This is a genomic window from Arthrobacter sp. P1_B9, assembly GCF_056406495.1.
Map to the genome: position 1 here is coordinate 96,294 of NZ_JBFUAA010000013.1, position 24,510 is coordinate 120,803.

A 24,510-nucleotide genomic window follows, 5' to 3' on the forward strand; every position below is an offset into this window, starting at 1 on the left:
CACTGATTTTGATCTAGTTTTAGGAGTTCTTCATGCCAAACTTCGGCATTCCTCCAAAGGGGGAGGAAATCAAGGCAGTCATCGACCAGCGCCTGAAGCTGGCGATGACTGAGAACGGCGCGAAGGTCACGATTGACTGGCGAGGGGAGCCCCGCCACCTGTACGTGATCTCCGTGCCGGTCGATATGCTCTACTTCAACCCGGACACCCATCGAATCCGCGCTCAGCGCACGCTCGACCCAGAGCGCGATAGGGCCCTTGAGAAGGATCCCTGGGGTCAAGGTGCCCAGGACTACCTGCACGATCTGCTTAGGCAGCGGCCGTCGAACCCGGACCAGACGGACCCCGACTATACCGCGCTAATGGACGAGTTGGACGACGTAGGCCAGCGAGAGCCCGGCATCGTTACTCCTCACGGGATCCTGGTCGACGGCAACACTCGAGCGGCCGCGCTGATCGATCTCGGCGAGCAGAACATTAGGGTCGGCGTTCTGCCGGAAGACACCTCGCGTAAAGATATCAATGCTGTGGAGTTGTCACTCCAGCTACGGAAGGACCGCCGACGCGACTACTCCTACATCAATCGGCTTATCGCGATCGACGAGGAACTGGGGAATGGGCGCTCCGAAGCCGACGTTGCCAAGGACTTCAATATCAAGCTTGCGACGCTGCAGCGTGACCGTTGGGTCTACGCGCTCATACTCGAAGCGATCGACCGAAGCAAGACGGTAGATGGGGCGACCCTGCGCCTGATCGATTTCGAACAACACCAGGAAAAGCTACGTGAGCTCCACCGCGATTTTACAAAACTAGCAATGACTGATTCTGATGCTGCCAACACACTGATGCAGTCGCGTCTGGCGATGGTTCTCCTGGACTACCCGAAGACGTCCCTGCGTCTCGCTGAGGCAGACTTCCACACGCGATATCTCGAGAGCCGCCTCCCGGAGGACCTGAAACCGAACCTGTCCGTTTCGGAGAAGGTCTCAGTTCCGGGCATTCCAGGAGCGGTCCTACCTAGCCAGAGTAGCGTTTCTGCAGCAGCCGAAGCTCTCACGAACCAGCTTCTCCGTGCTAAGGCAACGGCGACTGATGGCAAGAGCGCAAACCCCGTGGATGTCTCATGGGCGTCCGGTGTCATGAAGCAGGCACGTGATACGTTCGACATCGCCGTTAAGCTTGCTGGGCAAAATGCAGAGCTCGTAAAGAGGCAGACCGCGGTCCCTGAGCGGCTGACGGATGCGGCGGACTATGTTACTCAGTGCGCGAGCGAGTTCGCGGAGGCGAAGGCAAAGCGAGCCCTTGACGACGAGGCTTTTGACGATGCCCTGATCGTGCTCCGCGATAGCCTCGAAAGTCTCGCCCGCCAGGCCGGACGTACTTTCCCCGCACCGGGGGAAGGCGTTGCCTGGCTCCTTAAAGCCGTCCGGTCCAGGTGATGGTGGCTGACGGCCCGAGCCTCGCCATCGGCCTTGCGGCGGAGGTGACGCGCGCCAGGCTCATCGCTCGGCCTGGGCTGGAGGGTGATCTCCGTAGGCTGGCAGTCGGCTTCCGCACGAGCACGCAGCGGTCGCCAGGCATTGTCGAGATTGAGCTCGACGACCTTCTGACAAACCTTGAGGTACTCAGCAGGTGGCCGCACACAACGGACGGCGATGTGACTTGGGACGGGCAGCTACAGGCGCTCGTCGTCGACTCGCTGAATGATGCCCAGACGCTGACTGGGCAGCTGAATGACACCGGTGCGACGGAAGCGGTGGACACCGAAGCCGTCCCCAGCCTTCTCGGGCCCGAATGGACGGGAGACCTGACATCGTTCCAGCTGCGCGACATCGCCAAGCTGCTGTCGCTGCGGCATGGAGCCAATTTCTCCGTCCCAGGTGCTGGTAAGACGAGAGTCGGACTGGCCGTATTCCAGGCGCTTCGTCGCCAGGAAAATATCGAACGACTACTCATCGTCGGCCCCAAGTCGAGCTACGAAGCATGGTGCTACGAGAATAGGACGTGCTTGCAGCCGTCGCTGTCTATGGAGGTGGCTGACAGTGTCCCATCCAGCTTAACGCAAGCAGTTATCGTCAACTATGAGCGCCTCCCCAGCATGGTGGGCTCGCTCGGCCGCTGGCTCACGGAGCAGCCCTCGATGATCATCCTCGACGAGGCCCATCGAATGAAGCTCGGGGCGGACGGCGCGTACGGCGCGGCCTGCCTCGCTCTCGGCCCTCGCGCCAGACGGCGGCTCATCCTTACGGGGACACCGGCCCCGAACGGCGTCGGGGACCTCGAAAACCTCTTCGGATTCGTGTGGCCCGGAACTGGTCGCCAGAGCGTACTCCGGGCGGTGAACGGCGGTAACCTCGCCCAAGCGAGCCGCGCGCTCAAGCCGCTCTTCACACGAACGACCAAACGCGAGCTGAGTCTGCCGCCAGTGGAGACCAGCCTTCGGATCGTCCCGTTACCTCCTTTGCACGCCGAAATTTATGAAGCTCTCGTTGGCCAGTTCTCCGCCCGCGCGGCCGGACACGAGGGCGACTTTCAGGCTCTGGGTCGGATTTTGGTGTACATGCTCATGGCTGCGACCAGTCCTGCTCTCCTCGCAGTCGGCACCACTCAGTACGAGCCGCTTGCATTCCAAGTGCCGCCGCTTCCCGTTCCCGAGCGGTCATCGCTCTACGAGCTGATGCAGGACCTTCCCACCTATGAGATGTCGCCGAAGTACCAGGAAGTGCTAGCGATCGTCCGTGAAAACGCTGCCCAGGGTCGGAAGACGCTTGTTTGGTCGACGTTCATCCGCAGCCTTAACACCCTGCAGCGGATTCTGGCGCCGTTTGCCCCTGCGCTGGTCCACGGCGGCACCCCGGACCGCGAAGAGCAGATCCACCGGTTTAGGAGTGACCCTGACTGTATGGTGCTGCTGTCCAATCCTGCAACGCTCGGCGAGGGGATCAGCCTGCATCACGAGTGCCACGACGCGGTTTACGTTGACCGTGACTTCGCGGCGGGTCGGTTCCTACAGAGCCTCGACCGGATTCACCGCCTTGGGCTCAGCCCTGACATCACGACCCGAATCACAGTCCTCGCCTCAGAAGGCACCATCGATGAGGTGGTCGCGGCGCGGCTTGCGAACAAGCTGACCTTTATGGGTGGCATCCTCGATGACCCAGCGGTTCAGCAGCTGGCTGACCTGGATGAGGAGCCTTCGGTCGGTGGAGGTCTCGACCAGGCGGACCTTCAGGCGTTGATGGGCCACTTGCGTGCGTCTTCCACCTGAACCGATCCTTTTGGCCGCGCGGCGCTGGCTGGAGCTTCTCCCGTCGAGTGGTGGCATTCCACGTGCACAGGCACTACTCACGACCCACAGCCAGTACAGCGACTTGTCGCCCACTCAGTACGCGACAGCACTCAGTTGGTTGCGGGACCTGGACCTCCTGGGGAAAATCGGATCCCCCATTCCGCTAGCCAATCTGGTACTTGGCGCGATCTTCGAAAACGCAGCACCCCCCTGGGTTCAGGACGCCGACGAGCTCGTTCAGTCACCGGACGAATTGCCCACGGACATCGTTTCGGTAGGGGAAGTGCTCGGACTAGATGCGAACGGGGTATACGAGCAGCTCGTCACCAGTTGGGGTAAAGTCGACACCGCCGTTCGCGAGCGCGTGGGTGCTGCAGGCGAAGAAGCGCTCGTCTCTATTCTTAGGGAGAGCGCTGCCGGCCGCGTGGACCATGTATCCACTTGGTCAGATGGGTTCGGATACGACATCGCCTTCGCGCGGGGCGCCGCGTCCGCCCACTTGGAGGTAAAGAGTACAACCCGGACCGGACGATTCACTGCATACCTGTCGCGGCACGAGTACACAGTGATGCTACGAGATCACCGCTGGGTGCTCGTGGCCTTGCGGCTGACCGCCGACCTTGAGATCGCTGGAGTGGGCTCAGTGCCCCGGGACTGGATTGCGGTGAACGTCCCACGCGACGCAGGTACCTCCGGAAGCTGGGCATCGTGCAAGCTTGAGGTGCCTGAGGAGATTATCGAGGACAATGTCTCGCAGCTTGGAGCGAAGGTAGCGAGCAGACTTCCGCCGTGGCGTACCCTCCAGCCGCACAAGTGACGGCCCGGCGAGCCTGGTCCCCGCGTTCCGGCGCAGGATCATATGATCACGGGGAACTAATGACCGCGCCCGGCTACGCAAGATTAGGAGGAACAACGTGGAACAACCGGCATGGGATGACCCCAAGTCCACAGCGGGGACCATGATTCGTGGGGCGCTTTGGCTCCTGCAGGTGGTTGGTGAGGGCGGGACCTTCACGAAGAATGAACTGCGAACGGCTTTCCCTGGCGTCTCACAGGTGGACAGACGGATCCGGGATCTAAGGGACTATGGGTGGATAGTGCACTCGAACACCGAAGACGCATCTCTGCTTGCCGAAGATCAGCGGTTCGTGAAGGCTGGAGTGGCTGTGTGGGACCCACGCGAACGCAGGCAGGCCGCGCCGCGGAAGGCTATTTCGAGCAAGGATCGGCAGACAGTGCTCATTCGGGACGGGTACATGTGTACGATGTGTGGCATTGCGGGGGCTGAGCCTTATCCGGACGACCCCGTCATGACCGCTGTCCTCGCCGTTTCGCGCCGCACGATCCGTACGTCTGATGGCCTTGAGACCGAAGGGTTAGTGACCGAATGCAAGCGATGCAGGTCAGGTCGAGAGGCATCGCCCATCGACGAACGGGACGCCCTTTTGGCTGCGAGGGATCTTAGCCCCAGGGATCGCCGCCGTTTAATTCGGTGGATGGAGCGTGGTCGGCGGGGCGGCACTGAGCTCGACCGCGCATGGGCGGCGTACCTTCGGGTGCCGACTGATAGGCGACCGGACCTCGCTGATCAGCTTCGCCGCGAACAGTAACGACTAACGCACACTTATTGCACTAGGAATATACGCGTCCGACGGCTGTCAAGAAATTTTGGCTGAATTGGTTAATTTACGCGATAGGCATCGAATGCCCGCACTGTACACGTTGACCCGCTGGAGACACGTTGACCCGCTGGAGGCGTTTAGTGTGGATCATGTAAAGGTGGAACACTCGGCTAGTGCAGCAGGATGGGTCAATCAGCCGAAACTACTCGCAACGATTGTGAGCGGAGCGCAGAAGCACGGCGGCGCTAATGTCGGTGCGAAGCGAGCTAAGACGGTTGACTCCTGGTGGTGCGGACTTGTCCGGCTTTCCAACGAAACGGTTGCTAGGTATTCGAACCTCCCCCAGCAGGTCAATTCTTAGACCAAGAAGGCATCGGTTATCGCCGGATCAGTAACGAGTTCCCGATCCAATCGACGGTAATCGGAACCGACTTTGCTACCATACTGACAATCGTCCCTGCTGTTGTTAGAAAATTCCTAGGTACCGCCGAGAGTCAATTTAGCACGAGGCCAAGTGATCTTTGGGAATTGTGCATGTATCGTAAGCTTTCCATCAAACAGCCCTATGCCCCAAGAAATTCTAAATTAGAAGGAAATCCTTGTCCGAAAATCAAACTGAATTGCAACTGTTTACTGGAGCTGGGGAGCACTTGAATAGCTCTGGCCCGGACTTTATATTGGAAGGCGGTTTGGACGTAGGCGGGAGCTCTCTCCCGCTGATGGCCCGGGCTCGCCATGCCTATCATCTTAACCTATCCACCGTCCTCACAATCAGTGAAGCAGGCATACCCAGCAACTCGGATGGGGCGAAACAACCAAGCTTACGGTTCGCTCAGGGCATTGCCGAACGACTGCGTACAGCCAATACGGGCCCAAAGCTTTCGGGCCAGACGCTTGGAGCTCGCTTTGAACAGGCGACTGCTGAATTCCTAGCGGCCACTTTTCCTCGGCTCACTTCTATACGTCCCGGAGATTGGACAGTTCGGCGAATCGGTGATAAGAGCCAACCCGGATTCACGACTAAGAAGCAGAAGATCCAAGGTTCGATTTACGAGCAATACGAGCACTTAGATGACCTTGAGTCTATTGTCAAAGAAAGGCGTGAGCTGCAAGCGGCATTGGGCAATGCATATGCAATCGCCCCCGATGTCGTGATCACCAGAAAGCCCGTAGCTGACGAAGTCATCAATCGTGACGAGTATCTCGTCGGAGGATCTTTCTCGCGCTACGCGGCCATACGTGATGCCGTTCAGACTCGCTCCTTACTCCATGCAGTCATCTCATGCAAATGGACTCTTAGATCCGACCGTGCCCAAAACGCACGTTCGGAAGCATTGAACTTAATCCGGAATCGCAAGGGCCGAACGCCCCACATAGCTGTTGTGACGGCCGAACCGCTTCCTCGTCGGCTCGCGTCATTGGCCCTGGGCACCGGTGACATCGATTGCGTTTATCATTTTGCCTTACCAGAACTTTTGGAGACGCTTGAATCTGACCCCGACCGTGATGCATTCGAAATGTTAAGCACGATGATTCGAGGTAAGCGGCTCAAAGATATCTCTGATCTACCGCTGGACCTCGCTGTCTAGAACAGACTGGCCAAGGTAGTAGGTACCTTTTGGGAATGGAATTCCTAGGGTGCAAGAACTCTGTCCGCCTTGCGGGCCTTCTATTCTTTCCCAAGCGGCACTCTGAAAATGAGCTGCTGCATGTCTCTGTGTTGCGCCCAGTAGGTCTTCCGTCACCAGAGTCTAGGGCAACGCCAAGCGGGCCCAGACGTGAAACGGCCGGAGCCCCAGCTTGGACGAGTCCGCCAACAGGTAAACGTCGCGGTCCGACAGCCCGTGAGTTCTTTTAAGCCTGGTCTGGGCGTGGTGGGCTTCGCAGATGTCTTCTTCGGCCGTGACGGCGTCGGCGCCCAGGAACACCCGGTTATAGGGTGGCTGGGATCGAGGCCTGCGAGCGTCGAATCCGAGGAAACTCGCGCGGCTTCGGCTCCGGCCGCTCAGGAGTGCGGCTGCCGCGCACCGACGCTGACGGGACCGGCCGGCGCAACGTAGGCCTGCCGCCGTCGTTCCATCCTTGCCTGCTGACCGGGCGAGAGAACCCCGCTCCCTTAGTCCGGTTGCACCCGGCACAGGCCGCGACAAAGTTCTGCAGGCTGGTGGATCCGCCCTTGGACCACGGGTAGAAATGGTCACCGTGCTCAGCGGGCGGCGGGCCGCGGGCACCGCTGCCGGAGTCGGGACTCCATCTCGCACTGGCCACCAGCGCGTGCCATGCCTCCCGGCGCTGCTGGCGGCTGAAACGCCGGACCGGGTCCCTGCGTTTTATGTCTCTGGCGCGAATGACGGCCGCAACAATCGTCAGACCCACCACGAAAAGCCCTGGGAGGGCGACTGCCGCCGGAACGCCGTCGACCATGCCGCGCAGAATTTCCGCGACGGTGGCTGCGCTGTGACTGCCCGCCGGGTTTGCCTTCGGCATGAGCGCCAAGACAACGGAGGCGCCCAACCACACAAGTCGAAGGCCAAGGTTACGGCGCTGCGCACGTTCGCGTCCACCCAGCTCTGGTGATGCGGCGGCGCGAGGCGGCATAGCCGTCCCATCCCTCCATGGAGTCGTCGTCGATCTCCGGTGCCTGGTTCCGGTCCTTCTCGGCGAAGTAGACCTGTCGGCCCGAGATGTTCCAGTGTTGCGTTCTTGAAGGCGTCCAGCAGCCATTTCGTGGCGCTGCCGGAACTCCAAACCGAGCCATAGTGAAACGCCATTGGAATCTGCATTCAATGTCTGAGGCACTGGGTACAGTTGCGTACATGGGGACGATTGTGAAGACAACAGGTTTGCTCGAAGAGCGATTCGTAGGCGATATAGAAGGCAAGTTCTTCATCCCGGCCTATCAGCGCGGATACCGGTGGGGCGTCGACGAGGTCACCCGTCTCCTCGATGATGTTGCCAATAGTCGTGAGCAGTCGTCGTACTATCTGCAGCCGATCGTCGTGAAAGGCATGACCGACGGTCGTTGGGAACTTGTAGACGGCCAGCAGCGACTTACGACATTGTTCCTGATTCTGCAGGACATCCGCCGATCCTTACCGTCGGCGAATGCGCGGTTCGAGCTCGAGTACGAGACCCGAGTCGGGAGCCAGGATTATCTGAAGGACCCAGATGAGGTGGGAAGCACACGAAACATCGACTTCTTCCACATCCACAAGGCTGCTTCTACAATCAGATCGTGGTTTGCGGCACTGGGGCCCGGGGAGATTCAGGCGGCGATCGACTTCTACACTGATCTTTCGCGCCGCGTGAAGGTGATTTGGTACGAGGCACGGGAAGCTACGAACTCGACTGATTTATTCACGCGGCTGAACATCGGCCGCATCCCGCTGACCGATGCCGAACTCGTCAAGGCGCTCCTGCTGACAAGCGCCAAGGGCTCGCCGGGACAGCCCGACCGGTCGCAGGAGATCGCCGCGCAGTGGGACACATTCGAGCGCGATCTCCGCACGCCTGAGGTTTGGGCGTTCGTCGCGGGCCAGGCGAACAGTCAGGCGACTCACATTAGCCTGCTGCTCGACACCCTTGCAGGCGGGCCGAGAGGACGCGAGCGTCCGCCCTTTCACACGTTTAGTACGCTGCGAGCGGAGATCGATGCCAACTACAAGACTTTCTGGAACAGAGTCATCGATCTCCACTCCCTGATCCTCGGCTGGTTCGAGGACCGAAACTTGTTCCATAAGGTCGGGTATTTGGTTGCGACACGGACGCCTTTTAGCGAACTCGTTGTCGCTGCGGAGGGCAAGACCAGGAGCAGCTTCGAAACGACGCTTGACGACATGATCAAGACGAAATTGGCCCTGACGGATACAGCACTGTCCGGGCTCTCCTACGAGAGCGCGGCGGGACGGGAGAAGGCGTCGCAGGCACTGCTCTTGATGAACGTCGAAACAATTCGCAAAATGCAGCATTCTTCGGAGCGCTATTCATTCCGTGCTCACGCGGCAGGCACGTGGTCGCTGGAGCACATCCACGCACAGAATGCCGAAGCACTTAATACGGGCGAGCAATGGTCGAGCTGGCTCCGATTGCATCGTGACGCGCTGGTCGGCTTGCCGCTCGACGAGAGCCGTCGTCGCGACATTATCCGTCGGATTGACGACGCGATCCCGACGATCAGCCGTGAAACGTTCCGGGAGCTGGAGCGCGAGGTGAACACGATCTTTTCTTCCGGTGATGAGGGCGCGGAGGGTGACGTGCACGTCATTGACAACCTTGCTCTTCTCGGCAGCAGAGACAATAGCGCGCTGAGTAACGCGGTCTTCGAAGTAAAGCGGCTGGAAATACTCCGAAGGGACCGCTTGGGTTCGTATATCCCTGTGTGTACACGAAATGTGTTCCTGAAGTACTACACGGACGAGAGTGCCCAGCAGGTCCACTTTTGGGGCGCATCGGATCGTCGCGCCTATCTCGACGCATTCCGCGATGAAATCGGCGCGTATCTGACGGAAGAAGTGAGCGAAGCATGAGTATCCAAAGCCGATCCACGACGTTCACCGGCCTCTTCTTGCCCAACGACACGGATGAGATTCATGCGATCGAAATCCCGCTGATTCAGCGGGACTACGCGCAGGGCCGCGAAAGTGTCGCTGTCGACGAGATCCGCCGGAACTTCATCGACGTTCTGCACGTGGCCGTCGCCGGGGAGAAACCTGCTCCGGTCGACCTTGACTTCGTCTACGGCGAAGTGAAGTCCGGTGTGCTGGAGCCTCTCGACGGTCAGCAGCGGCTCACCACGTTGTTTCTGCTGCACTGGTATCTCGCATCGCGAGCGGGAGAACTTCGTTCTTCTCAGGCATGGATGAAGTTCTCCTACGCCACTCGGCCGAGTGCACGGCTATTCTGCGAACGGCTTGTGATGGCCCCGCTGCCAGACACTGTTGAGCAGCCGTCAGCCTGGGTCACTGATCAGCCGTGGTACCTCTTCGTCTGGCGCCACGATCCAACAATCCAGTCCATGCTTGTCATGCTCGACGCAATTCACATGCAATTCCGGACAGCGGACGCCAAGATGGCCTGGGCGCGGCTCGTAGACCCGATCGAGCCGGCGGTGACCTTCCTCTTGCTCGCACCGCCTGACATGGGCTCGGCCGCGGACCTCTACATCAAGATGAACTCACGCGGGAAGCCTCTGACTGAGTTCGAAAACTTCAAAGCGCATTTTGAGAAATCTATCGAGTCCACCGACCGCGCCGAGAAGTTTGCGCTAAATGTTGACGGCGCGTGGTCAGACTTACTCTGGGGATTCCGCGGCGACGACGACCTGGTCGACGACGAATTCATGCGCTACATCGGTTTTATCACCGAGTTGTGCGAGTGGCGCGATCCTGATGGCGACGTTCCTGAGCGCCGCGAACGTCTCAGCCGTCGCACTGAGCGGGTATTTGGTGGGGCCAATCCCAAACGGGCCGAGTCATTGGACTTCCTGTTTAAGGCGTTCGACGTATGGGTCGGCCGCGACGTTGCCGGCGTATTTAGCGGGCTCTTCAGGAGTACCACCGAGCGGCCGGACGAAGTTGAAGCCGACCGCGTTGCGCTGTTCTTCCGAGACCAGCGGATCAACCTGTTCGACGCGTGCTGCCGCACCTTCGGGGACACAAGCGGCAGAACAAGGATCTTCACGTTCGGGCAGAGCCTCCTGCTTTACGCGGTACTCCTCCATCTCATGTACGAGACAGAGGCACTTCAGATCCGGATCCGCTCCCTGCGTAATCTCATAGAAGCCTCCACGAATGAGCTACGCGTTGACCGGATGCCTAGGTTGCTCCGGGACGTCGAACGACTTTTGCGCAACGGCGCTCTCAGCGAAATTGACAGCTTCAACAAGCAGCAGGTTGAGGACGAACTGCTGAAAAGCGAGTTCCTGGCCGCAAACCCAGAGCTCAATGAGACGCTTCATCGCTTGGAAGACCATCACCTTCTGCGTGGGTCGATCGGCGCCTTCTGGCTAGATCCGGCGAAGTTCGCTGCTCGGTCCGACGCGTTCCTTCGCCTGGCGTCAGAGCCCGAGTCCTGGCTCGAGGCCACTGGTGCGCTTCTAGCGGCCGGCGAGTATCAACGGACGACAAACAATAGAAAGTTTCAATTCGGAACAGGGTCCAAGCGTTTCGAAAATGCATGGCGAGAACTGCTTACCGGCGCAGACCGTGAGGCACTTTCCGCAACGCGCTCCGCTCTTGCCAAGCTCCTCGACGCCATCGATGATGGCGACGACCTGACGCCAACGCTTGTGGCAGTGCAATCCGAATGGCTCGCCCAGCGTGAATCGGAGCTCGACTTCAACTGGCGTTACTACCTGGTGAAATACTCGGCCATGCGTGAAGGCGGCTCGGGAATCTACTACTCAGAAGGCGGAGCGCTGGGCTACTCGCTGTGCATGCTCCGCGGTGGTACGAGCACGCTCAATAGCAGGTACCGGGATCCCTACCTCCTCGCAATTTGGCGTAATCTCGGCAACCCAAACGACGTCGAAGACCCTTGGTTCACCGGACATGAGACCGTTCCGCGGTGGCTGCGGCTCACCCGCAGCGGTATCGGGATTCGTTCAGTCCCCACAGGGTTTGAACTGTCAGGACCTGCACGGGACGATTTCGCGGAGCTGTACGATTCGGTCCGGCGCCAGCTCGGTGCGTCGCAGGACGGCATCATCGAGATCAAACAGATGGACGGAATCGACACGGTTGACCGCATCGCGATCGGAACAGGAATTATGCGGCAGTTTCTCGACGCGGGACTGTGATTAACAGATCCTCCCCGAACCTTGTGTCGCGACTCGTTGCGAGCAAATAACAGCGGCGGGGCGTTCGGCAGAATTGCTGGCCGCCCCGCCGTCGTGCGTGTGTGTCCCTGGCGAGTTACTATCCCCGGGCCTGCAGCCTCGGCACGCCGTTGTGGATTGCGAAGGCGGCCTTTGTGCTGACGGGGATCGCGGCATCGTGACGTAGTCCAGGATGCGGAAGTCCGCGGTGAGCGCGTCCTTGGTGATGGTGGTGCTCACGTAGCCGCGGTTGTCGTTGTAGAACTTCAGATGCGGTTCAGGGCATGACCGGGTCCACAGTTGAGTCTGAGCCATTCCCGGTGGCGGTGATGGAGGTGCAGACCACTTCCGAGCCGACCACAGGGGAGCCCGGGTCCTTGACGTCGTTGGCCCGGTTGCGGTGCACGTCTCCCGTGAGCCCCACGGCGCTGCGGATGTTCGCGTCCACCCAGCCCCTTCGTGATCCGGCTGCGCGACGCGGCGTAGCCGTCCCACCCGTCCATGGAGACGTCGTCGATCTCCGGGGCCGGGTTCCGAGTCTCCTTAATCGCCGCAGGCCCGGTTCCCCAAAAGCGCGGGACAATGGAAGTCCCGAACCACGAAAGCGGGCCACTTTGATTAGTCTCCAGCACGGTGCCGACGGCTTCACCCGGCTGACGCCATGGGACTGAGCGGGGTCGGCGGCGCCGGCCATCTCGATCCGCTGCTGTATCCGTGGGACCCGCCCGTGGCCTCGGGTGTCATGGACGGCAATGAATTCCGGCCCCTTGAGCTTTCAGCCGGACTGGATGAAGCCCTCGCGCAGGCCAGTGCGGCACCGCTGGAAGCTCGTTCCCTGGTGGTCTCCATCGGCTCGAATTCAAGCGCCCACGTGATGCGGCGGAAATTCGCCAACTACCACCAGCCTGTCAGCGCGGTCCTGCCGCTGGTCCGGGGGCAGCTCCACAACGTCGCCGTTGGCCACTCCGCCCACGTGAGCAAGGGCGGCTACATCGCCGCCGCCCCGTATCCGCTGATGGGAGAGTGCACAGCGGTCTGGCTGTCGTGGCTGGACGATGTCCAACTGATGGCCCTCGACGAGTCGGAGCCAAACTACTGGCGGATCCAGCTCGACGGCGACGCCTGCCCGCTCGTGGCGGACCACGGGGAACGTCCGGAGGAGTTTTCGCTGTTCACCTCGCTCTGGGGCGTGCTGACCGACGGCGACGGCGGGAAGCTTCCCTTCCTCGACCAGCCTGCGCTCTTCGGGCTCCTCGCCGGCAGCGGCACCGGGGACCTCCTGGAGGAGGGGAAGTCCGTGTTCGGCGGGCCGCCGGAGCTTGTTGCCGAGCAACTCGCGACGCCCTCGGTCCAGGCTTGGGCCAGGGACTGGTTCAGCTCGGCCGGCCTCGCCGCACCCGTGGACTTCGACGGGCCCGGCGCGGCGTAGCCACCCCTTGAACGTCGCCTTCACCGGGCGGCGAGGTTCCCGGCGATGTGCTGCGCAATGTACTCGGCATCGCGGCCCACGCCCGCCACGATGGACGAGCCGTGCCCGGTCAGCCACGGCAACCCGACGGCGTACAAGCCCGGGTGTTCGGTGACGCCGCGGTGGTGCCGGGGGTAGTTCCATTCGTCCAGCACCGGGATGTCCAGGATGCTGAAGTCCAGCCGGTAGCCCGTGGCCCAGAGGACCGAGGTGACGTTGGCAGCTTCGAGGTTCAGCCGCGCCGGCCCCGAGGGAAGCCAGGCGTCCTTGCGCTCCGGCTCCGGCTCCGGTGCCGCCATGCCGGTGGCGGCAATATAGCTGTCGAACATCGGCTTCATCCGCTGGTAGAAGGCCGCCTCCACCAGGCCCAGGCGTTCCGGAAGGTCATCACTGAAGACGAGGTCGCCGTCGTCGGCTGCTTCCAAATGGCCGCGCAGCCGGACGCCGCGCCGGCCGAGGCCCCGCAGGTGGATGTCGTGGCCGCCGTCGGCGCCGGAGACCAGCGGGTTGCAGGCGAACCTCGCCGCGGGGGAGGGCAGCTGCCCCACGGTGAGGCCGTTCAGTCCGTAGTCGGGGCCGAATTGTGCAAGCTGCATCATCCAATAGAGGAGGTCCTGGCCGCGGTACCGGCGCGGTGCTTCCGGGCACGTGGACACCGCCAGGTGGATTTCGCGGCCGACGGCGAGCAGCTCCTCGGCGATCTGGCCGCCGGACTGGCCGGTGCCAACGATGAGCATGGCTCCGTCGGGCAGTTGGCCCGGGTTGCGGTAGCTGTCGGTGTGAAGTTGCAGGATGTGGCTAGGCAGTTGCGCCGACAGCGCGGGGATTTTCGGCGTCTGGTAGCCGCCGGTAGCGAGCACCACGTTCCGGACCCGCCAACTGCCCTGGCTTGTGGCCACGTTGAAGCCGCCGCCCTCCGCGGGCGCGACGCGGGTGACATCCGCGCCCGTTCGGACAGGCGCGCCGATGCTCTCCGCATAGTGCCGGAAATAGCCGATGAGGTCATCCCGCAGCATGAATGCTTCCGGGGCGGGGCCTTCATACGGCATGCCGGGCAGCGCGAGCGAGAAGTTCGGAGTGTTCAGGCAAAACGCGTCCCACCGGTCCTGCCACGCCCCGCCAAGCGTTTCGCGCCGTTCCAGCAACTGATGTTCGACGCCTTGTTGCGTAAGCCAGTAGCTGGTGGCCAGGCCAGCCTGCCCGGCCCCGATGATGAGGGTGTCCAGAATCGGTCCCATACAAAGAACCATACGCCCGGCCGGCAGCATTAAAGGAGTGGAGCCGGCGGACTTCGCTACCGTTGGCGCGGTAGAGTTCAGCGCTTCGTGGCGGCGTTCTGTGATCGCGTGGTGTCGCTCAAGCGGCTTTGAGTTGTCTTGCAACGCATGGCTTTCGAGACATTTGGGTTATGAGACACCAAGCGCTTTTCCGCTGCTTGCAGTTATCACTAGCAGACGGCACAGCTAGGTTGCCGACGTTGAGATTGGTTGCTGCTCGAGGTACTCGTCCTCAAGAGCGAGGGTGCCATACTAAGCTATGCCCCAAAGAATTGTGCTCCCGCACATCTTGACTCAATCGGTCAAGATCAGTGCTTTAGTCGACGGTCATGAAATCGCAACAGGAACCGGTTTCACATGCTCCAATCTCGATGAGACGTGGCTGATAACCAATCGGCACGTTCTTCTTGGGCGAAAGCCTGGAACTAATGAGTATGCAGACTCCAAAATGCGGCAGCCAACCCAGGCGGCGATCACTTGGGTTGAAGAAGACCTTAGTTCTAAAAGTATGGTCATTGAGCTCTTCGGCGCGGACCACTCAGAACTCTGGATTGAACATCCTCCGCTCGCGCACAGGTTAGATCTGGTTGCGATTATGGTTCCCAACGGAGCATTTGTAGACGTGGATCTCGCTGCTAGTCTCGAGGAAAATCCAGAGTACACAGTCACTTCAGGTGACCCGATCGTAGTGATAGGTTTCCCATTCGGGTTAAGCGCAGGAATAAATGGGCTCCCCATCATGTTTTCGGGCATTGTTGCTTCCCCACCGGGGATACTCATCGACGGGCAGCCTCGGTTTTTGATCGATAGCAGGACGAGACCTGGTCTGTCGGGAGCGCCTGTTTACTACTATCCGAACGCTGCCGCGGTGCGAAGAGGAGGGAGCGATGAGAGTTTCCCCTCGCCGGTATTCCTCGGGCTCTATTGTGGCCGCATCAATGACAAGTCTGACCTTGGCTACGTCATTGATGCGACCGAAGTAGCGCGCACTGTCGTGCATAAGCGGTCCGGCGTGCTATTCGTCTAGCCGTGCCAGCTACGTATGAGTCGCGTTCCGTCATGTCACGCGTCGCTGGAGCCCCGTTGAACGTTTTTCGTCCCTCCGTGACGCAGAAACGGTAGTAGGACACCCGTTTTTGCGTATCTTCTGACCGATTCGGTGTCCCTAACGGCCTATGCTGCGAGCTTCAGGGCAGCTCCCGGCGCTCGCCAACTGGGACTGCTTCCCCGGACTCCACGTAGGCCATCCGCCGTCGTTCCAGTCTTTCCTGCTGCGGAGGCGAGGGGATTCGGGCCCTTTTCGCCCGGTTGCATCTGCTGCACGCGGCGACGAAGTTCCGCAGGCTGGTGGATCCGCCCTTGGACCACGGGTAGAAATGGTCACCGTGTTCCGCAGGACGGGAACACCGGCGGCGGAAACCGGCCTCCATCTCGCACTGGCCCTCTGCCCGCGACATGCCTTCGCGGCGCTGCTGGCGGCTGAAGCTCCGGACCGGATCGCGGCGCTTCACGTCCCTCGCCCGGATTACCGACGCGCTAATGGTCAGGACGACGGCGAGTACGCCTGGAAGCGCGACGGCCGCCAGCACGCCGTCGAACATCCCTGTAAAGATGGCTGTGACGGTCGTGGTTGGTCGTACCGCAGTTGCGTTCCCGGAACGCGTCACGAGCGACAGGATGGCTCCGGCGAAGATCCACACCGTCAACGCGGCCATGGCGAACCGGAGTAATTGGCGCGTCCAGTAGATGCGTTTCAATTCAATCATTTGGTCCCCCCATAAAGACTCCGGCAAATGAAGACGGGCGGCGTCCCGCTCGCTGAGGCAGATCGTACCTTCGCTGGCACTGCGGGGAGGCGGTGCCTCGTCAAGCGGGGCGTTTCGCCGAGGGTGTTCTGGTTCAATGCGGACCGCGCTACCTTTTTTCTATGGCCATGGGCAAGCAACGGTGCTCTGACCCCCTGCAGGAATTTCTACTCAGAAGGAGTGGGAAGGGTCATGAAGCGACGAACCACAATCTTCTTTGGTGTGATCGTCCTGTTGCTGGTGGTTGGCGGGGTGACATTATTTGCCTTCGACAACACCAAAAGGAGCAGGGCCGCGGAGTACAACCCGCAGATCAACCCAGCAGATTTCACCACTGAAATCACCAACAAATACTTCGCCCTCCCTGTCGGCAAAAAACTGACGTACGAGACCGCCGAGCAAGGACGAGTCACCGAGAGGATCGAGATCGAAATCCTGCCGGAGACCAGGACCATAGAGGGTGTTGAGACGGTGGTCTATCTGGACAAGGAATACAAGGACGGGCAGCTCGTAGAGGAAACCCGGGATTACCTGGCGCAACACAAAAACGGCGACGTCTGGTACTTCGGCGAGGACGTGAACAACTACTCGAACGGAATGTTGGTGAACCACTCGGGCAGCTTTCTCCATGGAAAAGACGGCGCAAAAGCCGGCATCTGGATGAAGGCCGAGCAGCGCGTTGGCGATTCCTACCGGCAGGAATTCTACGTTGGTCACGCGGAAGACATGCGGGACACCGTCGCTACCGGCGAGACCATCTCCACCAAGTCAGGCACGTACACCGATTGCGTCAAGGTCTACGACTGGACGCCGCTTGAAAAGAACTCCCGGGAGTACAAGTATCACTGCCCCCAGATCGGTGCGCTGGCCCTTACCGAGGACCTGGAAACCGGCAGCCGGTCAGAACTCGTGAATGTAGTCCTGCCCTAGTCGTCCGACTTCATGGGCCGGGGCTTAGAAGCCTTCGGTTCCTTCGGCGGCAGTCCGGCCACGTGCTCGAAGGCTTTCTCCACCCAGGCCCTGGCCCGCGCCTCATCGCCGTCGCCCTCGGCGTTCCAGATCTCCGGCAGCCCGGTGTAGCCGCCCATCGGACGCTCGGCCGGCCCGAACGGAACGGTCCGCTCGGTACTTTCCAGCATCTCCTTGTCCGCCTCGGCCAGCTTCACACCGATGGTGGGGCCGAACAGGCCGGCGAACATGTTGCCGTTCACGAAGGCGCCCAGGTTCCCGAACATCGGCCTGACCACCACCTTGGGATTGTCCGGCAGCACCGAGCGGAAGTGTTCCTTGTCGGCGTCGGACGCTTTCGGCATTTCCATGGGTCTTCCTCCGGTACTGACGGTCGCGGGCTGGTCTTCCTGCAGGATATGCCCGCGGCCGGGCACGGCACAGGCGGGGCGCGCAGAGGGCCGGTGAGGGTGTCGCGGGCTGCCGCGGAGGGTGGCTCGACGACGCAGTGGTAATTCGTGTCCGGAATCTCCTGTACAGTTGATCCTGTTGTTGTGTTTATGCAGTTCGTAGTTCAGGCAGTACGCATGGTCGAAAGCCCATGTTCTTCTGAAGCAGCGGTTTTGAGCACCCCAAACAGGAGGACCCGAAAGTCGGGACAGTTCCTCCACCTTCACGAAGGACAAAAATAATGGCTACTGGTACCGTCAAATGGTTTAACGCCGAAAAGGGCTTCGGCTTCATTTCCCCCGATGACTCCTCACAGGACGTTTTCGCACACTACTCTGCGATCAACTCCTCCGGCTTCCGCTCCCTCGAAGAGAACCAGAAGGTCTCCTTCGAAACCGAGCAGGGCCCCAAGGGTCCCCAGGCCACCAACATCCAGGCTATCTAATTTCCTTTTAGATACCCGGGACCGTTAGGTTTCGAGCAGGGCCCGTCTTCGGACGGGCCCTGCTTTTGTTTAACCCACCTGTGCTTCCAAGACAGGGACGACGGCGGCGCGGCACCGCCGTCGTCGGCCCGGCCTTTCCGTTGCGCTCCTCATACCGGCCAGCGCTCCCCGCGCCGGGTCCCGCACCACAAGTCTGCGGCTAGTCATCCAGGGGGATGAGGATCCACAACGCGATGTAGACGAACTCGCCCACGCCGAACAGGCCGAAGAACATGAACCCGAGCCGGACAAATGCCCGGGGGACTTCGAAACGGTCGGCCAAGGCAGCGCACACGCCTGCGAAGATTTTGCCGCGTCTGGGGCGAACCAAGGTTGCTGACATTTCGCTACCGTAGCACCAGGCGCCCGTCGAGTCAGCAGTGTCTTTCGCCCCTGCCGCCCAGTGCCGCAGCACGCGCCGCAGTCCGGCGTCAGAGCTGGCCGCGGCGCGCCAGGTACGTGTTCAGCGCAGGGTTGTCGATGTCCTTGGCCAGCCACGGGATGGTCTCCGCGGCGGCAGTGTCGCCCAGGACTGCCCGGTGCGAGTGCGCCCGGACCACCAGTTCGCGCAGTGCGCCGCGGCTGGCCATGGTGCCCAGCCGGTCGGCGTAGTCCCCGGCGGCGGGGGAGCCGGCGTCGATCGCGACCTCGGCGGCGGTGTCCAGCAGCCGCGCCCGGTACCAGAGATACCAGGGGGTGGTGTCGAGCCCGCGCTTCAGCCAGGATTCGGCCGCAGCCTGATCATTCAGCGCCATGCTGAGCCTCGCCTTGGCCCCCGCGGCCAGGGTCAGGTAGCAATGGTCGCCGGCGACGTCGGCCATCACCCACGAGCGGTCGATCAGGGGAGCGGCGTCCTCCAGCCGGCCGGCGGCGAGGAACGTCTCGCCGCGGAGCCCGGCGACGAACGGCTCAAACGCCGTCCAGTGCTCGGCCGCGATCAGTTCCTGGGCCCGGTCCAGGCATTCAGCAGCCGGCTCCAGATCCCCACGCAGCAGATGCACCCGGCCGGCCAAGGCCTGGCTGAACGCCAGAAGACGGCGGCCGCCCGCGGCGGTGGCGAGCCGGGTCGATTCGGCCAGAGCCGCCAGCGCCTCAACGTAGTGCGCGGTGTCCGAGGCCGCCATGCCCTGGATGGCCAGGATCCTGGAGCGTTCGTCGTCGAACCGGTCCGCCGCCCGGGCCGCCTGCTCCAGCCAGCCGGCCGCACGGTCCGGAATGCCCCGCTGCACGGACAGGTACCCCAGCTCCCGGTACGCGGCCGCCGCCACCCGCGACGCCGGCCGCGCGGGGTTCCGTCCCCCCGACGCCAGCGACTCCGGGTCCAACCCTTCCGACTTCAGCGCCTCTGTTTGTAAAGCTCTGTGCAGGAGGTCGGCCACCTCGGCGCCGCGGCCGCCGGCCTGATGGATCAGCGCCCCGGACAAGGTGACCAGGGATTCGGCGAGCAGATGATGGTCGCCGGTCCGTTGCGCGATCTCGGCGGCGAGGCGCAACTGCTCCAGCCCGCGGTCCACGGAGCCTGCCGAGAGCGAGGCCTCGGCGGCGTCGAGGTAGGACCGCACCGCGGCCGAACTGGCCGGCAGCCCGGGCTCGGCCGGGGGCGCCGCGTCTGCCAGCGCCCGGCGCACCTCGGCCGGCACGCCGAGCCCGAGCTCCCGGCGGTAGAGTTCGCGGCACTTGTCGGCCTGCTCCCGCGCCCGCCGGTAGTCACCCAGGGCGAGCAGGGCCTTGATCAGCACGGCGTGGCAGTCGGCGTTGAAGGGGTCCAGGTGCAGCGCGCGGGTGGCGAGGTCGACGGCGTCGTCCGCCCTTCCGGCCGCCAGCGCGGCGAGCGAGGCCTCGTAGAGCAGCGTCAGGACAGCGTTCTCGAGCCGGTGCCGCTGGTCCTCCAGCCAGGACTCGAATGCCGGGCATTCTTCGAAGGTGAGACCCTCCAGGAGGTCGCCGTCGAAGGCGCGGGGGTCGGTGTCGCCGGCTGGCTGCAGGGCCGCCAGCACGTCGCAGTTCCAGCCGGCCGGCAGCACCAGCCGCAGCGGGTCGCCGCCCACCGATTCCGCGCCGAGGGTCCGGCGCAGCTCGGAAAGGTTCCAGCGCAGGGCACCGAGCGGGTCCTCGGCGTCGGGAAACAGGAGGGCCGCCGTCCGGGCCCGGCCCGTGCCGCCCGGTTGCAGCGCGAGGTAGGCCAGCACAGCCCAAGCCTTGAGGCCCCGGGGCTGCCGGGGTGCGGTGCCAGCGGACTCGATCCGGGGCGGACCGAGGAGCCGAATCCAAGTCTCGGCCATATCAGTCATGCTACGCCGCCAGCGGGCACGGGGGAGGGGGCCGACGGCGAGGGTGCGGAGGGGGAGCTACGGCGCCTGACCGACGCCTGATCGGAGCCGAAGGGAGCCGGAAGCTGGCGGAAAACCAACGTGGAAAATGCTCACACGGTGGCTCACACGGTGGGTGCGGAAACTGGACATGTCCCCAGAAAAAGGACCGGAAACCTGAACCCCATCCGCAAACCAAACCCGCACCGACCGCCCGGGATTCCGGCCCAACAACCTGATCCATCATCAGGCCCAACAACCAGCTCCATCACTCGCCCGAGGTGCTCTTCACATGGAATTTGCCGCTATCCTGCTCGCCGGACTCCTGGTCTTCGCAGCCGTCGCCACCATCGTCGCGGTCATCCGCGACGGCCGGGGCCACACCCCTCCCATCCGGTCCACCCGCCCCTGGATGGCAGGCAACCTGCCCAGCGAACCGTACGCGTCCCTGCGGTCCCTCCAGGGCTGACTGAATCCCGGCAGCCGCACGCCAGTAACAGCACGGGCCTGACCCCCACCTCCAGCATGGGAGGCGGGGGTCAGGCCCGACGTCGTGCGGTTGCCTTTGCGGAGTTCAGCGCTTCGTGGCGGCGTACGTGATCGCCAGGTGTCACTCAAGTGGGCTTGAGGTTGGCTTACGTCCATGTGACGAAGGTTCCAAGGGCGTAGCTGTCGCTCTTGAAATCTGAAGAGTGCCGGATGTCAGATGGTTTCAGACAACCACACCGGAGGAGGTCGCCATGACGGTCGCTTTCAACCACACCATCGTCTACGCAACGGACAAGCGGCGGTCGGCGAAGTTCCTGGCCAACGTGCTCGGACTGCCGGAACCCCAAGCCATGTGGTCCTTCATGACCGTGCCCCTTGACCACGGGGTGGCCCTCGATTTCGCCACGGCGGACCGGCCCATCGCCCCGCAGCACTACGCCTTCCTGGTCAGCGAGGAGGACTTCGACGGAATCTTCGCAAGGATCCAGGCCGAGGGCATCCCCTATTGGGCGGACCCGGGACGGTCCCGCCCACAGCAGATCAACCACAACGACGGCGGACGCGGCGTCTACTTCGCGGATCCTGACGGGCATTTCCTTGAAGCAATCACGCGCCCGTACGGATCGGGTGCTGTTTGACGTCCCAGGTTCGCCGTCACGGCCACCGGGACCGCCGAGACCGTTGCGCGGCACGATGGCATCGGCGAGGATGAACGCGATTCACCGTGCTGCAAACCGAGCTGCAAACAAGGAGTCGACRCGAATGACCAAATATTTGATCTCGTTTCCGAGTGCCGCCATGGTCTTCCCTGACGAAGAGCTGCAGGCTGTTTCGGATGCGTCGCACGCGGTCGTCCAGGAGGCGAAGGACGCCGGCGTCTGGGTGTTCGGCGGCGGCATCGATGAGGGCATCCCGCCCGTCATGGTGGATGGCGATGGGACCGTGAGCGAGGGCACTTACCCGCAGACGACGCAGCTCGAAGGCGGCTACTCGGTGCTGGAGCTGCCCTCCTACGATGCGGCCTTGGAGTGGGCCGCGAAGATCGCGGCCGCCTGCCGTTGCGCGCAGGAGGTGCGCGCTTTCCAGTACGACCCCGCCAGCTAGGTGACTGCGCGGCGGGCGTGGCTTACACTGACCTCGGCTGGTGGGCGCCGGGGGAGGGCACATGTCAAGACGACATCTTTGTGGGGCAGTAGTGGTGGCTTTCGGGCTGGCCTTGGCCGGATGCTCTGGATCCACCCAACCCGGTCTGGCCTTCACTTCGCCCACCGTGCGTGCGGCACCCTCAACCCCGAGTCCTCAGCCGAGCCCGTCCATCGCCCACGACGGCAACGTGAAGGGAAACAGCCCGGTGAGCGTAACCGTGGCACCTGACATCTTCGACCAGCAAGGCGAGAGGTACGAGGAAGGACTGGGTGACGGATGGGAAACGTCACCCGGGTTCCTTGTCGAGACCGACAACCAGGACAAGGCCGCCGCGGCATTGTATGCCGCGGGAGAGCGCTTTTATTCGGTGGACCAGAACGGCAAGGAACTGAGCCCCGCCGAAATGACTGGTGACTACCCCCAGTACACGCCAAACTACGTCTCCGATGTCTATCTGACCGAACTTGGCCCCATGATTTGGACTGACACCAAAGGCGAACTCTCGATAGGCATGGCGGAGAGGATGCTGCTCATACTGGAGGCCGAACTCCGGTCCCAGGGGATCACGGCCCATGTGACTGCCCCACCGGCTGACCTCTCACTCGACGGCACGCCCATCTGGCGGCCTCCCACCGAGACCGCCGTGCACGCGGGAGCTGACGTGAAGGCGCCGACGAACGAATAGCGGCGGCGGGAGAACCTCGGGGCACCGTTCCCCGTCCCGGACCGGCGGGGAACGCCGACGTCGTCGGTCAAGTGTCTAGACACCCGCAGTGGCGCGGGAGCATCCTAAACGTGTGCGCGTTTCGGGAGGAGAGCGGCCAAGGGGCAGGGAGATCCCGTCCCGGCTGGGGAATCCTGGGGAACCGGTGGACCGCTGGCAGTCCCTCTTTCCAGGCGTGCGGACACGATCGGCGAGGGAACCGGGGACCAGATCATGGACGAAACATCCGATACGCGGCAAAGGCTGTCCAACCGCATCGACCAGAAGCAACGGGACCTTCAGTCCTACCTCGGCAGGGAACGACCACGGCGCTCCCGGCTGGCCGGCATCAGCATCGTGGGCAGTGCGCTGGCCGCCGCGTTCACGGTCGGCCCCGCCGCCGGTGGCACGGGGTTCACCGAAGCGGTGGCGAACATCTTCAACCTGGCGGACGACTCGATTGTGTGGCGGGGACTGTGTCTGCTGGCGGTGATCTGCTCCGTTGCCGCGGCGCTGGCCACGAACTTTGCCACGTCCCGTTCCGTGGCGGACCGTGTGAGCGCAGCCGAGACCGCCAGTGCCCAGCTGGAGGGGCTGCAGGTCGCGCTGAACTTCGGCCACATCGAGATCGACGAGGCCGTCAAGCTGTACCAGCAATACGCCACGCAGGTGGCGTTCGTGGAGGCCTCTCCGGCGGGGTGAACTGTTCCTTCAAGCAGCGGCTCAACAGAGAGCACAAGCGCTCGGGTCGCCCTGCAGCTACCCCTGCAATCCAGTCCCTGTTGTCAGCCCTCAAGAATCAGTTCGACTTCCACGTCCACCTCATCGCCGGCGTGGATGCCGGCTGCGGTTCTGATGGCCTTCTTGACGGGGAGGAGGTACGAGTTGGTCCTGCTGTCCGGGAAGAGCGACGTCGACCACCGCTGCCCGGCGATGCAAGCTTTCACCTTCACCGAACCGAAGCCCTTCCGGAACGGGGCGGCCTGGTCCTTGAGCTGCTCCGCCAGGTCCGGCGGCAAGGTGATGAAGTGCCAGCCTGCCTGCTCGGGGTAGTGCCACAGCTCGGCACGGAACGTGTACGACGTCGTCACGCTCTGAGTATGGCACCGCGAGCGAAGCCTCGTGATGTGCGCGTGTGACCCACTCCATAGAAGCCCGACGCCGGGCCGCCGGCCTTTGGGGGCGGCCAGGGCTGCCGAAATCCGCGCGGTTCCGGCGAATGTGACGCCATGGAACCCCCTCAGGGGGCCGATTTGTGCAGGGTCCTCCCGGCGTGTAAAGTAATTCGAGTCGCCGCCGCTGATGCGGAAAGAAAGCGACCGACCCCCTTCTAAACAGCCTGAAAATGGTTCGCAGATTTGCGCGCTAAATAACGGCGGGGACCTTCTTGGATGAATGTAAATCGCAGAAATGCGAATTTGCAAAGACTTCCGAGATCGGGTAAGTTTGAAAAGTTGCTCCGGAGCGATCCTTGACTGATTGTTGGTTGTGGTGGTGCCGGGTGTGTCTGTTGTTTGAGAACTCAATAGTGTGCCAAGTTTGTTGATACCAATTTATTGTATTGAATTGGTTGAATTTGCCGGGCCCGCCACCCCGTGGTGTGGTCTGGTGTTATTTGGCTGGTTTCAAATTTTGTGCAGCGTGTGCATCCCGTTTTCCCGGGGGCGCATGTTGTGTCTGTTTTACTTCAACGGAGAGTTTGATCC

General features: G+C 62.2%; 22 protein-coding genes and 2 pseudogenes. 15 read left to right on the forward strand and 9 right to left on the reverse strand.

The window, feature by feature from the left end; translation table 11 throughout:
- Positions 1 to 32: 32 nt before the first annotated feature.
- From AC1D1A_RS16830 to AC1D1A_RS16845, 4 genes are all read left to right on the forward strand, one after another.
- A complete protein-coding gene (locus AC1D1A_RS16830; RefSeq protein WP_476948253.1) occupies positions 33 to 1,439 on the forward strand; it encodes a hypothetical protein in 1,407 nt (468 codons plus the stop codon).
- On the forward strand, positions 1,439 to 3,268 hold the full coding sequence (locus tag AC1D1A_RS16835) for a DEAD/DEAH box helicase (RefSeq protein WP_476948254.1): 1,830 nt from the start codon (positions 1,439 to 1,441) through the stop codon (positions 3,266 to 3,268). Before AC1D1A_RS16830 ends, AC1D1A_RS16835 begins: the two co-directional genes overlap by 1 nt.
- A 103-nt stretch (positions 3,269 to 3,371) precedes the next feature.
- Positions 3,372 to 4,106, forward strand: coding sequence for a protein NO VEIN domain-containing protein (locus AC1D1A_RS16840; protein ID WP_476948255.1), 735 nt, complete (start codon positions 3,372 to 3,374; stop codon positions 4,104 to 4,106).
- A 1,404-nt stretch (positions 4,107 to 5,510) separates the two neighbouring features.
- Positions 5,511 to 6,500, forward strand: a complete 990-nt coding sequence (locus AC1D1A_RS16845) for an NgoMIV family type II restriction endonuclease (protein WP_476948256.1) — start codon at positions 5,511 to 5,513, stop codon at positions 6,498 to 6,500.
- A 343-nt stretch (positions 6,501 to 6,843) separates the two neighbouring features.
- Here the strand turns inward: AC1D1A_RS16845 and AC1D1A_RS16850 are convergent, their stop codons facing one another.
- Entirely contained in the window at positions 6,844 to 7,398 is a 555-nt protein-coding gene (locus AC1D1A_RS16850) for an HNH endonuclease (RefSeq protein WP_476948257.1), read from the reverse strand.
- A 32-nt stretch (positions 7,399 to 7,430) separates the two neighbouring features.
- Positions 7,431 to 7,637 (reverse strand): annotated as a pseudogene (locus AC1D1A_RS16855) (alkaline phosphatase D family protein); the annotation flags it as partial.
- A gap of 60 nt (positions 7,638 to 7,697) precedes the next feature.
- On the opposite strand from AC1D1A_RS16855, the gene AC1D1A_RS16860 reads away from it, so the two are divergent.
- On the forward strand, positions 7,698 to 9,437 hold the full coding sequence (locus AC1D1A_RS16860; protein ID WP_476948258.1) for a DUF262 domain-containing protein: 1,740 nt from the start codon (positions 7,698 to 7,700) through the stop codon (positions 9,435 to 9,437).
- Positions 9,434 to 11,707, forward strand: a complete 2,274-nt coding sequence (locus tag AC1D1A_RS16865; protein ID WP_476948259.1) for a DUF262 domain-containing protein — start codon at positions 9,434 to 9,436, stop codon at positions 11,705 to 11,707. Before AC1D1A_RS16860 ends, AC1D1A_RS16865 begins: the two co-directional genes overlap by 4 nt.
- Positions 11,708 to 11,825: 118 nt before the next feature.
- On the opposite strand, the pseudogene AC1D1A_RS16870 reads toward AC1D1A_RS16865, so the two are convergent.
- Positions 11,826 to 12,261 (reverse strand): annotated as a pseudogene (locus tag AC1D1A_RS16870) (alkaline phosphatase D family protein); the annotation flags it as partial.
- 125 nt (positions 12,262 to 12,386) lie between these two features.
- Here AC1D1A_RS16870 and AC1D1A_RS16875 point away from each other — a divergent pair.
- The gene (locus AC1D1A_RS16875) at positions 12,387 to 13,154 is read left to right on the forward strand and encodes a hypothetical protein (RefSeq protein WP_476948260.1); all 768 of its coding nucleotides are present in this window, start codon (positions 12,387 to 12,389) and stop codon (positions 13,152 to 13,154) included.
- 20 nt (positions 13,155 to 13,174) lie between these two features.
- On the opposite strand, the gene AC1D1A_RS16880 is transcribed toward AC1D1A_RS16875, so the two are convergent.
- A complete protein-coding gene (locus tag AC1D1A_RS16880) occupies positions 13,175 to 14,431 on the reverse strand; it encodes a flavin-containing monooxygenase (RefSeq protein ID WP_476948261.1) in 1,257 nt (418 codons plus the stop codon).
- A 313-nt stretch (positions 14,432 to 14,744) separates the two neighbouring features.
- On the opposite strand from AC1D1A_RS16880, the gene AC1D1A_RS16885 reads away from it, so the two are divergent.
- Positions 14,745 to 15,497 (forward strand): trypsin-like peptidase domain-containing protein, encoded by a 753-nt coding sequence (locus tag AC1D1A_RS16885; RefSeq protein WP_476948262.1) that lies wholly within the window; start codon positions 14,745 to 14,747, stop codon positions 15,495 to 15,497.
- A gap of 160 nt (positions 15,498 to 15,657) precedes the next feature.
- On the opposite strand, the gene AC1D1A_RS16890 is transcribed toward AC1D1A_RS16885, so the two are convergent.
- A complete protein-coding gene (locus AC1D1A_RS16890) occupies positions 15,658 to 16,236 on the reverse strand; it encodes an HNH endonuclease (RefSeq protein WP_476948263.1) in 579 nt (192 codons plus the stop codon).
- Between the two features lie 231 nt (positions 16,237 to 16,467).
- Between AC1D1A_RS16890 and AC1D1A_RS16895 the strand changes: the two genes are divergently transcribed.
- Complete coding sequence (locus AC1D1A_RS16895; RefSeq protein ID WP_476948264.1) at positions 16,468 to 17,205, forward strand: hypothetical protein; 738 nt, start codon at positions 16,468 to 16,470, stop codon at positions 17,203 to 17,205.
- On the opposite strand, the gene AC1D1A_RS16900 is transcribed toward AC1D1A_RS16895, so the two are convergent.
- The gene (locus AC1D1A_RS16900; RefSeq protein WP_476948265.1) at positions 17,202 to 17,594 is read right to left on the reverse strand and encodes a TfoX/Sxy family protein; all 393 of its coding nucleotides are present in this window, start codon (positions 17,592 to 17,594) and stop codon (positions 17,202 to 17,204) included. The two genes, AC1D1A_RS16895 and AC1D1A_RS16900, sit on opposite strands and share 4 nt — an antisense overlap.
- A gap of 320 nt (positions 17,595 to 17,914) precedes the next feature.
- On the opposite strand from AC1D1A_RS16900, the gene AC1D1A_RS16905 reads away from it, so the two are divergent.
- Positions 17,915 to 18,118, forward strand: a complete 204-nt coding sequence (locus AC1D1A_RS16905) for a cold-shock protein (protein WP_011690916.1) — start codon at positions 17,915 to 17,917, stop codon at positions 18,116 to 18,118.
- Between the two features lie 199 nt (positions 18,119 to 18,317).
- Here AC1D1A_RS16905 and AC1D1A_RS16910 read toward each other — a convergent pair whose 3' ends face one another.
- Positions 18,318 to 18,500, reverse strand: a complete 183-nt coding sequence (locus AC1D1A_RS16910) for a PspC domain-containing protein (protein ID WP_476948266.1) — start codon at positions 18,498 to 18,500, stop codon at positions 18,318 to 18,320.
- 88 nt (positions 18,501 to 18,588) lie between these two features.
- Positions 18,589 to 20,439, reverse strand: a complete 1,851-nt coding sequence (locus tag AC1D1A_RS16915; RefSeq protein WP_476948267.1) for an AfsR/SARP family transcriptional regulator — start codon at positions 20,437 to 20,439, stop codon at positions 18,589 to 18,591.
- Between the two features lie 319 nt (positions 20,440 to 20,758).
- Here AC1D1A_RS16915 and AC1D1A_RS16920 point away from each other — a divergent pair, with 319 nt between their 5' ends.
- The 5 genes from AC1D1A_RS16920 (at position 20,759) to AC1D1A_RS16940 (ending at position 23,506) form a co-directional block, all read left to right on the forward strand.
- Positions 20,759 to 20,935 (forward strand): hypothetical protein, encoded by a 177-nt coding sequence (locus AC1D1A_RS16920; protein WP_476948268.1) that lies wholly within the window; start codon positions 20,759 to 20,761, stop codon positions 20,933 to 20,935.
- A gap of 271 nt (positions 20,936 to 21,206) precedes the next feature.
- The gene (locus AC1D1A_RS16925) at positions 21,207 to 21,593 is read left to right on the forward strand and encodes a VOC family protein (RefSeq protein ID WP_028275256.1); all 387 of its coding nucleotides are present in this window, start codon (positions 21,207 to 21,209) and stop codon (positions 21,591 to 21,593) included.
- Positions 21,594 to 21,717: 124 nt separating this feature from the next.
- Positions 21,718 to 22,059, forward strand: coding sequence for a YciI family protein (locus tag AC1D1A_RS16930; RefSeq protein ID WP_476859800.1), 342 nt, complete (start codon positions 21,718 to 21,720; stop codon positions 22,057 to 22,059).
- A gap of 247 nt (positions 22,060 to 22,306) precedes the next feature.
- Complete coding sequence (locus AC1D1A_RS16935) at positions 22,307 to 22,786, forward strand: hypothetical protein (RefSeq protein WP_476859801.1); 480 nt, start codon at positions 22,307 to 22,309, stop codon at positions 22,784 to 22,786.
- Between the two features lie 252 nt (positions 22,787 to 23,038).
- Positions 23,039 to 23,506, forward strand: a complete 468-nt coding sequence (locus tag AC1D1A_RS16940; protein ID WP_223915857.1) for a hypothetical protein — start codon at positions 23,039 to 23,041, stop codon at positions 23,504 to 23,506.
- Between the two features lie 83 nt (positions 23,507 to 23,589).
- Here the strand turns inward: AC1D1A_RS16940 and AC1D1A_RS16945 are convergent, their stop codons facing one another.
- Positions 23,590 to 23,895 carry a DUF1905 domain-containing protein gene (locus AC1D1A_RS16945; RefSeq protein WP_476932075.1) on the reverse strand — a complete coding sequence of 102 codons (306 nt, stop codon included), beginning with the start codon at positions 23,893 to 23,895 and terminating at the stop codon, positions 23,590 to 23,592.
- Positions 23,896 to 24,510 lie beyond the last annotated feature (615 nt).

Bases quoted from the DNA above. Each gene is read 5' to 3' on its own strand.
- AC1D1A_RS16830 (WP_476948253.1), top strand. From the start codon at position 33: ATGCCAAACTTCGGCATTCCTCCAAAGGGGGAGGAAATCAAGGCAGTC.
- AC1D1A_RS16835 (WP_476948254.1), top strand. From the start codon at position 1,439: ATGGTGGCTGACGGCCCGAGCCTCGCCATCGGCCTTGCGGCGGAGGTG.
- AC1D1A_RS16850 (WP_476948257.1), bottom strand. From the start codon at position 7,398: ATGCCGAAGGCAAACCCGGCGGGCAGTCACAGCGCAGCCACCGTCGCG.
- AC1D1A_RS16860 (WP_476948258.1), top strand. From the start codon at position 7,698: ATGTCTGAGGCACTGGGTACAGTTGCGTACATGGGGACGATTGTGAAG.
- AC1D1A_RS16865 (WP_476948259.1), top strand. From the start codon at position 9,434: ATGAGTATCCAAAGCCGATCCACGACGTTCACCGGCCTCTTCTTGCCC.
- AC1D1A_RS16875 (WP_476948260.1), top strand. From the start codon at position 12,387: ATGGGACTGAGCGGGGTCGGCGGCGCCGGCCATCTCGATCCGCTGCTG.
- AC1D1A_RS16880 (WP_476948261.1), bottom strand. From the start codon at position 14,431: ATGGGACCGATTCTGGACACCCTCATCATCGGGGCCGGGCAGGCTGGC.
- AC1D1A_RS16890 (WP_476948263.1), bottom strand. From the start codon at position 16,236: ATGATTGAATTGAAACGCATCTACTGGACGCGCCAATTACTCCGGTTC.
- AC1D1A_RS16895 (WP_476948264.1), top strand. From the start codon at position 16,468: ATGAAGCGACGAACCACAATCTTCTTTGGTGTGATCGTCCTGTTGCTG.
- AC1D1A_RS16900 (WP_476948265.1), bottom strand. From the start codon at position 17,594: ATGGAAATGCCGAAAGCGTCCGACGCCGACAAGGAACACTTCCGCTCG.
- AC1D1A_RS16905 (WP_011690916.1), top strand. From the start codon at position 17,915: ATGGCTACTGGTACCGTCAAATGGTTTAACGCCGAAAAGGGCTTCGGC.
- AC1D1A_RS16910 (WP_476948266.1), bottom strand. From the start codon at position 18,500: ATGTCAGCAACCTTGGTTCGCCCCAGACGCGGCAAAATCTTCGCAGGC.
- AC1D1A_RS16915 (WP_476948267.1), bottom strand. From the start codon at position 20,439: ATGGCCGAGACTTGGATTCGGCTCCTCGGTCCGCCCCGGATCGAGTCC.
- AC1D1A_RS16920 (WP_476948268.1), top strand. From the start codon at position 20,759: ATGGAATTTGCCGCTATCCTGCTCGCCGGACTCCTGGTCTTCGCAGCC.
- AC1D1A_RS16925 (WP_028275256.1), top strand. From the start codon at position 21,207: ATGACGGTCGCTTTCAACCACACCATCGTCTACGCAACGGACAAGCGG.
- AC1D1A_RS16930 (WP_476859800.1), top strand. From the start codon at position 21,718: ATGACCAAATATTTGATCTCGTTTCCGAGTGCCGCCATGGTCTTCCCT.
- AC1D1A_RS16940 (WP_223915857.1), top strand. From the start codon at position 23,039: ATGGACGAAACATCCGATACGCGGCAAAGGCTGTCCAACCGCATCGAC.